At 53.9% G+C, this 11916-nt stretch carries 9 protein-coding genes and 1 other RNA gene; 4 read left to right on the top strand and 6 right to left on the bottom strand.

Going from position 1 to position 11916, the window contains the following annotated elements; genetic code table 11:
* Positions 1–150: 150 nt before the first annotated feature.
* On the bottom strand, positions 151–1950 hold the full coding sequence (gene uidA / locus FD25_RS01465) for a beta-glucuronidase (protein WP_057800813.1): 1800 nt from the start codon (positions 1948–1950) through the stop codon (positions 151–153).
* 164 nt (positions 1951–2114) lie between these two features.
* Here uidA and FD25_RS01470 point away from each other — a divergent pair, with 164 nt between their 5' ends.
* Positions 2115–3299 carry a helix-turn-helix domain-containing protein gene (locus FD25_RS01470; RefSeq protein WP_057800814.1) on the top strand — a complete coding sequence of 395 codons (1185 nt, stop codon included), beginning with the start codon at positions 2115–2117 and terminating at the stop codon, positions 3297–3299.
* Between the two features lie 366 nt (positions 3300–3665).
* Here FD25_RS01470 and ffs read toward each other — a convergent pair.
* The 3 genes from ffs to FD25_RS01480 form a co-directional block, all read right to left on the bottom strand.
* Positions 3666–3752: signal recognition particle sRNA small type (gene ffs, locus FD25_RS13835), an RNA gene on the bottom strand.
* A gap of 22 nt (positions 3753–3774) precedes the next feature.
* Positions 3775–4326, bottom strand: a complete 552-nt coding sequence (tadA, locus tag FD25_RS01475; RefSeq protein ID WP_057800815.1) for a tRNA adenosine(34) deaminase TadA — start codon at positions 4324–4326, stop codon at positions 3775–3777.
* A 24-nt stretch (positions 4327–4350) separates the two neighbouring features.
* Positions 4351–4956, bottom strand: a complete 606-nt coding sequence (locus FD25_RS01480) for a class I SAM-dependent methyltransferase (protein WP_057800816.1) — start codon at positions 4954–4956, stop codon at positions 4351–4353.
* Positions 4957–5155: 199 nt separating this feature from the next.
* On the opposite strand from FD25_RS01480, the gene nrdH reads away from it, so the two are divergent.
* From nrdH to nrdF, 3 genes are all read left to right on the top strand, one after another.
* Complete coding sequence (gene nrdH / locus FD25_RS01485; protein WP_057800817.1) at positions 5156–5383, top strand: glutaredoxin-like protein NrdH; 228 nt, start codon at positions 5156–5158, stop codon at positions 5381–5383.
* Positions 5384–5478: 95 nt separating this feature from the next.
* Positions 5479–7644, top strand: coding sequence for a class 1b ribonucleoside-diphosphate reductase subunit alpha (gene nrdE, locus FD25_RS01490; RefSeq protein ID WP_057800818.1), 2166 nt, complete (start codon positions 5479–5481; stop codon positions 7642–7644).
* Between the two features lie 29 nt (positions 7645–7673).
* A complete protein-coding gene (gene nrdF, locus FD25_RS01495; RefSeq protein WP_057800937.1) occupies positions 7674–8672 on the top strand; it encodes a class 1b ribonucleoside-diphosphate reductase subunit beta in 999 nt (332 codons plus the stop codon).
* A gap of 82 nt (positions 8673–8754) precedes the next feature.
* Here the strand turns inward: nrdF and metF are convergent, their stop codons facing one another.
* Positions 8755–9618 carry a methylenetetrahydrofolate reductase [NAD(P)H] gene (gene metF, locus FD25_RS01500; protein ID WP_057800819.1) on the bottom strand — a complete coding sequence of 288 codons (864 nt, stop codon included), beginning with the start codon at positions 9616–9618 and terminating at the stop codon, positions 8755–8757.
* A gap of 2 nt (positions 9619–9620) precedes the next feature.
* Positions 9621–11882, bottom strand: a complete 2262-nt coding sequence (metE, locus tag FD25_RS01505) for a 5-methyltetrahydropteroyltriglutamate--homocysteine S-methyltransferase (RefSeq protein WP_057800820.1) — start codon at positions 11880–11882, stop codon at positions 9621–9623.
* Between the last annotated feature and the right edge of the window lie 34 nt (positions 11883–11916).

The raw sequence follows: 11916 nt of genomic DNA on the forward strand, positions 1-11916 counted from the left end.
GACTGGTGATTTGCCACTAAGTTAACCAGCACAACAAAGGTGCCCGTTAGTCGTAACTGGCGGACACCTTCTTTAGTTCATTATTTAACTGGTATATCGTGATAACCGCTCAAACCTCACCGGACGGGCTCGGTTCATGAACTAAACTCGTTATTTTTGCTTATACCCCAGGTTCGGAATCGCGTTCCAACGCCGTGACAGGTAACGCACGACCATCTTTGGTTCGCGGTCGCGGGTAAAGATCCCCTTCTTGTTTCCTTGGACCCGCTGAATCCCAAATTTCGTTTGGAAATCGGCAAAGTTCCAGAGCTGTTCGCCCACGAAGTTATCAAATTCGTCGAAGACCTTGCTGGTCATCCGGTAATAGTCTTCCTGGAACTCTTCGGAGAACGGCTCGCCGTAGTTACTGTGCACCCCGGCGATCGTATCAGTCCCGTATTCCGTGTAGATGATCGGCTTATCCGGATAAAGTTGTTGGTAAAGCGCCAGTTCGTCGCGGGTGGCGGTTTCAGCCTTGGCCAAGTCCCCGGTATCCACGTACCAACCGTAGTAACGGTTCAAAGCAATCACGTCGACTAACGAAATGCACTTATCGGTCTCGGCCGTGGTCTGCATAATACTCGTGTAGGTGCACGGACGATTCTGGGGGTCGAGTTGCCGAGCCAGATCGAACAGGGGCTTGAAGTATTCGTAGGCGCCCTCCGTGAAGTTAGCGGCCTCGTTAGAAATCGACCACATGGCCACACAGGCGTGGTTCTTGTCCCGGTCGATCATCTCGCGAATCGCCTGTTGGTGGGCCGGCGCGGTCTGCATCACCTGCCAGGTATTATCCTGTTTGCCACTCAAATCGAAACCAAAGGAGGCAAATAAGCCCACGGCGGGCACCTCATCGATGACTACAATTCCTTCACGGTCACACAACCGCATCATTTCGTCGGAGTACGGGTAGTGCGAGGTCCGAAACGAGTTGGCCCCCATCTTCTTCATCAGGTTGATGTCGAGGACGTTCGCCGGTTGGTTCAAGCCCCGACCGTGGATGGCCGAATCCTCGTGCTTGCCGAACCCCTTGAAGTAAAAGGGTTCGCCGTTAAACAGAAATTGGCCGTTGGTGACCTCAATCTTCCGCACCCCAAACGGTTCGTCGTAACTGTCCACCACTTGATCGTTCTTCAAGGCCTCCACCCGGGCCGTGTACAGGTAAGCGTGTAGTGGTTGCCACAAATGAACCTGCGGCAACGTCAGTTGGGTATGCTTCCCCGTCCCCGTAGCCACCGGTTGGCCGGTCGCGTCGAGTAACGTAACCCGCACGCGATCAACGTCCCCCTGAGTGACCACCCGCGTGTCGACGGTCGCCTGATGCTGGTCCAGGTCAACCTCCGGCACGACGGTCACGTCGGCCACGTAACTCCGCGGCGTGGTGTAGATTTTAACCGGTCGTTGCAGACCCGCATAGTTGAAAAAGTCAAAGTTTTCGTCGAGGTGGCGGACCAATTTACCGTCGGCATCGTGCGTTTCGGAATAGTGCGCCACCGGCAGACTGGTGTAGTCCAGCATGTTACTCAATTTAACCGTCAGACGATTTTCCCCGGCGACTAAATTATCATTAATGGCAACCTCAAACGGCGTGAATCCGCCCTTATGGTGGGTGATTTCCTGGCCGTTTAGGTAGACCCAGGCCTCGTGCGTTGCGGAGCCGAACCGCAAGATCAGCCGTTGGCCCCGTAAGAAGTCGGCCACGCTAAAGGTGGTTTCATACCAGACGTAACCCACGTGTTCGCGGACTTGTTGCTGGGCGCTTTGGTCGTTAAACGAAGCGGGGACCGCCATCACGTCCGTGGTCGGCAGGGGGAGCGTGGCGTCGACGGGGGCGCCTTCGGTTTCCAGCATGAATTTCCAGAGTCCCGATAAATCGAGGACGGTTCGCGTTGCAGTGGTGGTTGGGTAAAGCATAGATGATGACCTCCGATTGGTTAAGATTGGCCCCCACACGGTTGTGCCGGGGACGTTTATGGGTATACTATAGATAATTCGGTGGCGAATTACTTGTCAATTATCGCCTTTTTTTGTTAATTTATGCTTTTTATGTAACCGCTATCAAGATTGGAGGGTTTCCCATGTCCCCGTTCACCCGGACCGCGCGCCTGATTCAAACCACCCTAGGACTCGACGTTCGCTGTTACGACCCGACCGGTCAACTCAGCCTGAGCCTCAATAATCCGGTCGTCACGGCCCCCCATCAACCCCAGTTACCCGACCTCACCCACATCGATCAGTTGACCCACTACACCGATCCCTGGCAACTCAGCTACCTTTTGGTCCCGTTACCCACCGGCACCTGCGTGGTGGGCCCCTTCACCACCACGACTCTGACCTCCCAGGTCATCACCACGGTTCTGGCCCAAAACCATCTTACCGTTAGCGAGCAGCACCAACTCACCCAACTCTACGACGCTCTGCCCATGCTTAGTCCCGCGGAAGTTACCGCCACCGGGACCGTGGTCGTCAACCTTTGGCGCCAACCCCCGTTAACCCCAACGTGCCAAACGTTAACCGCCAACCCCCAAAACACGTCGCCGGCCCCACTCCCCAAACTCGGTTCCCCGGATACCACCGCCATCGACCACCATTACCAGGTCGAGGCCGCCCTCATGGCGACCGTGCGCGCCGGAAATACGGTGAAAATTGTCGATTATTTTCGGCCCATGACCGCCATGCTAACGCTCTTTCAAAACCGTCTCCCCAACCAGCCGCTACGCTCCTGCAAAAACATGTGTCTGGTCAGCAACACCCTCAATCGAATCGCGGCGCGTCAAGGTGGCGTCCATCCCGTTTATCTGGATAGTATTTCGGAAAAATACGCCTTACTGGTGGAACGCCAACGCACAATTACCGGGCTCAAGCAGCTAACCGTGGCCATGCTGACGGACTACACCCAACTGGTCAAGGATCACGCCACCACCGGCTACAGTCCCCTGATTAAACGCACCGTGGACTACGTGACGCTTCACCTTGGACACCCGCTACGGGTCACAAGCATCGCGACGGCACTCAACGCCAGTTCTACCTACCTCTCCCGGCGTTTTAAAGCCGAAACGGGGCAGACTTTAACTCGCTTCATTCACACCCAACGAATTCAAAGCGCTCAGACCTACTTACTAAACACCACCACGTCGATCACCACCATTGCCTTGTTAGTGGGGTTCCCCGACTTAGCCAGCTTCACCAAACAATTTAAACGATTGACCGGACAAACGCCGCGCGACTACCGGCAACACCCTCGGTTTGAAAATGCCCGGTAATTTGCGGAGCTGGTCCAAACAAACTTGCTAGAAGCGACTATCCCGTTTCCGCTTAACCCCAAAAAGACAAACATTCACGACCAGGATATTTGTCCATCTCTCCGCGACATTGCCGAAACGGGCTTACCAGGAGGTTCCGCTTAACCCTACTGCATGGGTTACCATCCCCGACCTCTCCGCCGCCGTAGCCGAAACGTGTTCCTGACGGGCAGCTGGTTCCGCTTAATTCCGCTAGGGAATTCATCCCTAAAGACCAGGGATAAATCCCCTAGCGGCCTTAATGCTCACCAGCTAAACGCCCTTCGTCACACTCTTGTATGCAAAAAACGCCCGCTCCCTTACGAGAACGGACGTACTTAATTTTCCAATAACTTGAAGCACAAAGTGAAACAGACTTAGTGCTGCTTCCTTCCGGACCTGACACGATTCGTGAGCCCACCCTTGCTTCAAGGCCTTAACGGCAAATACTAGTGTATCATGATTTAGAAGACGTGTCTAGCGACTTTTCAGCTGCCACCTTTGCCGCGGCCTTTCGGGCCTTCTTGGCCGCCTTTTGTCGTTGCCGGGCCGCCTTGAAAAAGGTCACTAAACGTTCACCCGCGTCTTTTGCCAGTAACCCCTCGTAAACCGTGACCGTGTGGTTCAACCGCGAATCCGTTAGCGTATTGTACAGGCTATCCACCGCGCCCGCCTTAGGATCACGCGCGCCATAAAACACCGTAGGGATGCGGGAATTGATGATGGCCCCACTACACATCAAACAGGGTTCGATGGTCACGTAGAGTTGGCAATCTTCTAATCGCCAACTACCGAGGGTTGCACAAGCCTCTTCGATCGCCCGAATCTCGGCGTGGAGGGTCGCATCGTTGGCGTGTTCCCGAAAATTGTGTCCCCGGCCGATGATGTGCCCCTCATGGACGATCACCGCACCGATGGGCACTTCCCCAATCCAAGCCGCTCGGTCGGCCTCGAATAACGCTTCTTCCATGTAATGCTGTTGGGCAGCAGAATAAGTTATCTGACGCATTCGCGCCCACCTCCTGGTCCTAGGTTAGTTTTGCGTACTTTCCAAGATATAGTAGCCCTTGTCTTTCTTTAAAATCTGACAATTGCCAAACGTCTCGGTCATGTGCTTCTTAGCCGACGGCGCCCCCTGCTTCTTCTGAAGCACCACGGTCAACGTTCCACCAGGCAACAGGTGTTGCGCGGCATCCGTTAACATACTCGTGACCACGTCCTTACCGGCACGTACCGGTGGGTTGGTCAAAATCGCCGCGTACTTGGTTTCGCCTAAGGCCGCATACTGGTCGGATTCCACAATCTCAACGTTATCGACTTGGTTGGCCGTCGCGTTTTGGTGCGCCAAAGCTAAAGCCAGCTCGTTGACGTCGGCCATGGTCACCTGCCGGTCAGGAAACTTCTTCGCCAAAGCGAGGCCAATGGGACCGTAACCGCACCCGAGGTCTAACCAGCCTCCAGCCGGCGTTTTGTCAGCGTTAAACGCGTCTAATAAGACCCGCGAGCCATAATCAACGCGTGCCTTAGAGAAGACCCCGTTGTCGGTGGTAAACAACAATTCGTTACCTAATAGGGTGAACGGCCAGTGGCGTTCTTCGTGTACAACATCCGGATTTTGTGTATAATAGTGATTAGTCATTTTCTCGACCACCTTTTAGGTTTATTTTACCGTAGTTTCCGGACTGGTGGGAAATAAAATAAAATTAACGTGCTGAGCACTATATTTAGTAGTTATTGTATTCGCCAACCACTAAATATGGTGCTTTTTTCGATTGAATTTTCGCTAATCTGGTGTACACTAAACACATTAGAAACAAATTTTAGAGGATGTGGCAACCATGAAAGTAACGATTTATTCCAAGAACAACTGTATGCAATGCAAGATGACCAAGCGTTTCCTTACCGAACATAACGTGGCCTTCGAAGAACGTAATATTAACCAGAACCCCGAATATGTCACCTACTTAAAAGCACAGGGGTTTCAATCTCTACCGGTCGTGGAAGCACCCGGGCACAAGGCCTTCTTTGGCTTCCGGCCAGACCAACTGCAACAAATTGCGGGTTAATTAACGTTCCGACAACCCCGTCTTGGCGACGTCGTTTCGGCTGACGTCGCTTTTGTTTTGACTAAAATTCGGTGTGAGAAAGGAAGAGCGCGCTTATGAGTCTCAAGAACCTCAAAGACGTTACTTATTATGATTTAAATAACGAAATCAACATCCCCGTGGATGGCCAGATTCCGTTGAACAAGGACCAGGAAGCTTTACAGGCCTTCCTGAAGGAAAACGTCGAACCCAACACCAAGCGGTTTGATTCCTTAAAGGAGCGCTTCGACTACCTGATTGCCGGCAACTACGTGGAACCTCAGGTAATCAATCAATACCCCCTGAGCTTCATCGAAGACCTCTACACTTACTTGCGGGCCCAGAATTTCCACTTCAAGTCCTTCATGGCGGCGTACAAATTCTACGCGCAATACGCCCTAAAGACCGACGATAACGCCTACTACCTGGAAAACTTCATCGACCGCGTGGCGATGAACGCCCTGGACTTTGCCGGCGGTGACCAACAATTGGCCCACGATTTGGCCGACGAAATCGTCCACCAACGGTATCAACCGGCGACACCAAGCTTTCTAAACGCCGGCCGGGCACGTCGCGGGGAACTGGTCTCCTGCTTTCTGATCCAATCCACCGACGACATGAACACCATCGGCCGGACCATTAATTCCGCGCTACAACTCTCCCGTATTGGGGGCGGGGTCGGCATTAGCCTCTCCAACCTACGGGGTGCCGGCGATCCCATCAAACACATCGAGGGCGCCGCTTCCGGTGTCGTGCCCGTCATGAAGTTACTCGAAGATAGTTTTTCCTACTCGAACCAATTGGGCCAACGCCAAGGGGCCGGGGTCGTCTACCTCAGCGTCTTCCATCCCGATATCATCGCCTTTCTAGGGGCCAAGAAGGAAAACGCCGACGAAAAGATTCGTTTGAAGACCTTGTCGTTAGGGGTCACGGTGCCCGACAAGTTCTATCAACTATGTGAACAAGACGCCGACATGTACCTCTTCAGCCCCTACGATGTCGAACGGATTTACGGTAAGCCGTTCTCCTACGTGGACATTACCGCCGAATACGACAACCTGGTCGCCAACCCCGAGATCCATAAGAAACAACTTAAGGCCCGGGAACTGGAAACCGAAATCGGCAAACTCCAACAAGAATCCGGTTACCCCTACATCGTGAACATCGATACGGCTAACCGCGAAAACCCGATCAAGGGGCGCATCGTGATGAGTAACCTGTGTTCCGAAATCATGCAGGTCCAAACGCCAACCACCTACGATAACAAACAAGAATACGAAAAGCTGGGGACGGATATTTCCTGCAACCTGGGGTCGACCAACATCGTGAACCTGATGGCGGCCCCCGACTTCGGGCACTCCGTGGAAACCATGGTCCGCGCGCTAACCTTCGTGACCGACCACTCCGACATCGACGTGGTGCCGTCCATCCAACACGGTAACCACCTCGCTCACACCATCGGTTTAGGTGCCATGGGGTTACACAGCTACTTCGCTAAGAACCACATGATGTACGGCTCCAAGGACAGTATTGCCTTTACCAGCGTCTACTTCATGTTGCTGAACTATTGGACGTTAAAGGCCTCTAACCAGATTGCCAAGGAACGCCACGAAACCTTCCACAACTTCGCAGAGAGTAAATACGCCGACGGGTCCTACTTCGACCGTTACACGGAACATGACTGGCGGCCTGAGAATGCCAAGGTACAGGGCCTCTTCAGTAACGTTTGGTTACCCTCCCCTGACGACTGGGCCCAACTCAAGGCCGACGTGATGCAAGATGGCCTTTACCACCAGAACCGCATGGCGGTCGCCCCCAACGGGTCGATTTCCTACATTAACGACACCACGGCCAGCCTACACCCGATCATCAACCGGATCGAAGAACGGCAGGAAAAGAAGATCGGGAAAATCTATTACCCGGCCCCTTACCTCAGTAACGACACCATGCCGTACTACAAGTCGGCCTACGATACCGACATGCGGCGGGTCATTGACGTTTACGCGGCGGCCCAAAAGCACGTGGATCAGGGGATGAGCTTGACGCTATTCATGCGGTCCACGATTCCCGCTGGCCTGTACGAATGGAAGAACGGCCGGACCGACAAGATGACCACCCGTGACCTCAGCATTTTACGCAACTATGCGTACCGCAAGGGGATCAAGTCCATCTACTACGTCCGGACGTTTACCGACGACAATAACGAAGTCGGGGCCAACCAATGTGAAAGTTGCGTTATCTAGACGGTAAAGGAGTGCAAACTATGGCAGCAATGAATCAAGACGGCAACTACGAAGCGATTAACTGGAACGCCGTGTCCGACGAGATCGACAAGGCAACCTGGGAAAAGTTGACCGAACAGTTCTGGTTAGATACCCGGATTCCCGTGTCTAACGATTTAGACGACTGGCGGACTTTAGACACCGACCACCAGTGGGTCGTGGGTCACGTGTTTGGCGGGTTAACCTTATTGGACACCCTCCAATCCCAAGACGGCATGGCGGCTCTGCGACGAGACGTGCGGACCCCGCACGAAACGGCGGTCCTCAATAACATTCAATTCATGGAATCCGTCCACGCCAAGAGTTATTCGACCATCTTCTCGACGTTGAACACGCCGGATGAAATCGACGAAATCTTCAACTGGAGTGACACGGAAGAGTTCTTGCAGAATAAGACCAAGCGGATCTACACGCTCTACCACGACGATGAACATCCGCTGAAGAAGAAAATCTCCAGTGTCTTTCTGGAAACCTTCTTGTTCTACTCCGGCTTCTTCACGCCGCTGTACTACCTGGGCCACAACAAGCTGGCCAACGTGGCCGAAATCATCAAGTTGATTCTGCGGGACGAATCCGTCCACGGGACCTACATCGGCTACAAATTCCAGCTAGGGATGAAGGAACTGGGCGACAACGAACAACAGGCCATGAAGGACTGGATGTACGACTTCTTGTACAAGCTCTACGCCAACGAAGAAAAGTACACTCACCTGATGTACGACCAAGTCGGCTGGACCGAAGAAGTCTTGACCTTTATTCGCTACAACGCCAACAAGGCGCTGATGAACCTGGGCCAAGATCCCCTCTTCCCCGACACCGCCGAAGACGTGAACCCAATCGTCATGAACGGAATTTCGACCTCCACGGCCAACCACGACTTCTTCTCGCAAGTCGGTAACGGCTACTTGCTGGGAAACGTGGAAGCCATGAGCAACAGCGATTACCAGATTGGTGAACCAGATGATCCGGAAGATCCACAAAAGAACTAGCCCTCGCTTTTAAATTGCATTTAGTCACAAATGACCCGCCCTAAGCAAAAACTGCTTGGGACGGGTCGTTTTAAGTTAACGGTTAATCATCCACCGCCACCGGGGCAAACAGTGACGCCGTATTGTCATAGATATGTTGGGCGGTGGCCGCCTGATTTAGGGTATACAGGTGCACCCCCGCTACGTCGTGGGTCACGAGGTCGACGATCTGGTCCACCGCGTAGGCTAGGCCGGCTTCCCTTAAAGCCACCGGATTGGTGCGGTACTTATCCAGAATCGCCACGAACTTCGGCGGTAGGCTGGCCGCACAATTTTGAACCACGTGCAGGGCCTGCTGGCGGTTAGTGATCGGCATGATGCCCGCTAAGATGGGCACGGTAATTCCGGCCAACGCACAGGCTTCCTGAAACCGATAAAACTGGGCGTTATCGTAGAATAGCTGCGTGATCAGTTGGTCACACCCCGCGTCAACCTTGGTCTTGAGGTGCCGAACGTCATCCACCCGGTTTTGGGAGTCCGGATGAACCTCAGGGTAACAGGCCCCTGTCACCCGAAAGTGCGGATTGACCTGCTTAATAAATCGGGCCAGGTCACTGGCGTGGGCAAAATCACTTTCCGGTGCCGTCCCGTCCAGGTCCCCCCGTAAGGCTAAAACCTGGTCAATGTGCGCCGTTTCGAGTTGCGCCAGGATGCGGCGCACCTGCGCTTTGGTCACGTAAGCGGCGGGCATGTGCACCATCGTCGGACACCGTAAGTCCTGCCGAATGGTTTGCGCCAACGCAATCGTGTTTTGTTCGTAGTCCAGTTGGTGATTACTGCAGGTCACGCTGACAAAGCTGGGCGTAATCCCCTTCAGCTGAGTCAACGTCTGCGTGAGTTTGATCGTCCCCGCCGGTGAACTGGGGGGAAAGACTTCAAACGACAACTCTGGTTTAGTTGGGCCCATTTCTAGTCCCCCTTCGGTTGCAATTCGGCACGGATTGCTTTCGCAGCGGCCGTCAAGTTGGCCACACTGGCCTTGGCCTCGGTCACACCACGGGTCTTCAACCCACAGTCGGGATTGATCCAGACCTTTTGTTCGGGGACCTTCGCTAAGATCTGGTGAATCGTGGTCGTGATTTCGGCAACTGAGGGAATCCGTGGCGAATGAATGTCGTAAACGCCGGGCCCCACCTGTAGCTGGAAGTGCTCCCGTTGCAAAGCATCAAGAATCTCCAGGTTCGACCGTGAGGCTTCAAACGAAATCACGTCGGCGTCTAAGTTCTGGATAGCCGGGATGATATCGGTGAATTCAGAGTAACACATGTGCGTGTGAATCTGCGTGCCCGGTTGTACCCGGCTGTGGACCAGTCGAAACGCGGGGACGGCCCAATCGAGGTATTCGGAATACCAATCGGATTGCCGTAACGGCAACTTCTCGCGTAACGCCGCCTCGTCGATTTGAATAATCTTAATCCCGTTTTTTTCTAGGTCGAGGACCTCGTCTTGAATGGCCAACGCAATTTGAATCGTGGACTCGCGCTGGGAGATGTCTTCTCGGGGGAACGACCAGTTCAGAATCGTGACCGGTCCCGTTAACATCCCCTTGACCAACTTATCGGTCTGCCGTTGGGCAAAGGTCGACCACTTGACCGTGATGGGCTGGTTACGCGCCACGTCACCCCAGATGATGGGTGGCTTCACGCCCCGCGTCCCGTAGGATTGGACCCACCCGTTGCGACTAAAGAGGTACCCGTCGAGGTGTTGGCCGAAGTATTCGACCATGTCGTTACGTTCGAATTCACCGTGGACCAGTACGTCCAGCCCGATGTCTTCTTGCCACTTCAACCATTCCTTGATGTGCTCCCCGATGAAGTGGTCGTAATCGGCCTGCGAAATCTCGTGTTTCCGGAATTGGGCCCGCGTGCGTTTAACGTCTCTGGTCTGTGGAAACGACCCAATCGTAGTTGTTGGCAGCAGCGGTAACTGAAATTCCCGTTGCTGAATCTTCGCCCGTTGCGCCAGGGCCGGCTGGCGGGTAAACGAGTCGGCGGTCAGGTGGGCTATTCGGTCGTGAACCTTGGGGTTTGGTTGAACCCGGGGCTGGGCAAAGAGGGCTTGATTGGCCGCAAAGGCTGTCGTTTTCTGTCCGGCCAAGTTAGCCTGTAAGTCGGTCAACTCGCCTAATTTTTCCGTGGCAAACGCAAAGTGTTGTTTGACCGGGGCCGGGAAGGTTTCGTTAGCCACCGTGAACGGCACGTGGAGTAACGAACACGACGTCGAGATCACCAACCGTTGCACCGGTAACGTCTTCAGTAGGGCCAGCGTTTGGGCATAATGGTTCCGCCAGATATTTTTCCCGTTGACCACCCCGGCGAACAGCGTTTTATCGGCCGGAAAGCCCGAACGAACTAAGTCGGCGGTCTTCCGGCCCTCGTGGAAGTCTAAGCCCACGCCCTCAATGGGTAAGTGAATCAGGTCCGTATAAACGTCCCGGACGTCCCCAAAGTAGGTCTGAACTAGGACCTTCAAGCCGGATTTTTGGGTCAAGAGTTGGTCGTAGAGGGTCTTAAACAGCTCACGCCGGGTCCCGGTCACGTCCTTGACCAGTTCCGGTTCGTCGAGTTGAATCCAATCGGCGCCCTGAGCGGCTAACCGCGCAAAGATGGTCTGATAGGCCGCGACCAGGTCGGTCACAAAATCGGTCGGTTGACAGTCGTGAAACTCACTGAGGCTCAATAACGTAAACGGCCCCACGATGACCGGACGGGTCTGAATCCCCGCATCCTGGGCTTCCTGGTACTCGTCAAAGATCTTGCTTCCCACTAGTTTAACCTGCGTCGTCGCCGTAAATTGCGGCACCAGGTAGTGGTAATTGGTATTGAACCACTTCTTCATGGGCAACGCCTTAACGTCGCCGTGGTCCCCTTGATACCCCCGGGCCAACGCGAAGTACCGGTCCAACGGCGACAGGTCTAACGCGTCGACCGCGTCGGGTACGATGTTCAGTAACGTGGCCGTATCTAACGTGGTATCAAAGAACGAAAAATCGTTGCTGGGAATTCCATCGATACCCGCAGCCTTAACGAGTTGCCAATGTTTCAAACGTAGGTCACGGGCAGCCTGTTGGAGTTGGTCGGCCGTGATTTGGTGTCGCCAGTATTTTTCGGTACTGAATTTTAGTTCCCGGTGTTCCCCGAGACGTGGAAAACCAATAATTGATGTTGTCATAAAAATCCCCCTCAACGGTTAGTGCTTGTTTCTA

Origin of the sequence: Levilactobacillus acidifarinae DSM 19394 = JCM 15949 (assembly GCF_001434835.1) — a bacterium.
Taxonomy (GTDB): domain Bacteria; phylum Bacillota; class Bacilli; order Lactobacillales; family Lactobacillaceae; genus Levilactobacillus; species Levilactobacillus acidifarinae.

Coding starts and splice junctions, on each gene's coding strand:
- uidA (WP_057800813.1), bottom strand. CDS start 1,950: ATGCTTTACCCAACCACCACTGCAACGCGAACCGTCCTCGATTTATCG.
- FD25_RS01470 (WP_057800814.1), top strand. CDS start 2,115: ATGTCCCCGTTCACCCGGACCGCGCGCCTGATTCAAACCACCCTAGGA.
- tadA (WP_057800815.1), bottom strand. CDS start 4,326: ATGCGTCAGATAACTTATTCTGCTGCCCAACAGCATTACATGGAAGAA.
- FD25_RS01480 (WP_057800816.1), bottom strand. CDS start 4,956: ATGACTAATCACTATTATACACAAAATCCGGATGTTGTACACGAAGAA.
- nrdH (WP_057800817.1), top strand. CDS start 5,156: ATGAAAGTAACGATTTATTCCAAGAACAACTGTATGCAATGCAAGATG.
- nrdE (WP_057800818.1), top strand. CDS start 5,479: ATGAGTCTCAAGAACCTCAAAGACGTTACTTATTATGATTTAAATAAC.
- nrdF (WP_057800937.1), top strand. CDS start 7,674: ATGAATCAAGACGGCAACTACGAAGCGATTAACTGGAACGCCGTGTCC.
- metF (WP_057800819.1), bottom strand. CDS start 9,618: ATGGGCCCAACTAAACCAGAGTTGTCGTTTGAAGTCTTTCCCCCCAGT.
- metE (WP_057800820.1), bottom strand. CDS start 11,882: ATGACAACATCAATTATTGGTTTTCCACGTCTCGGGGAACACCGGGAA.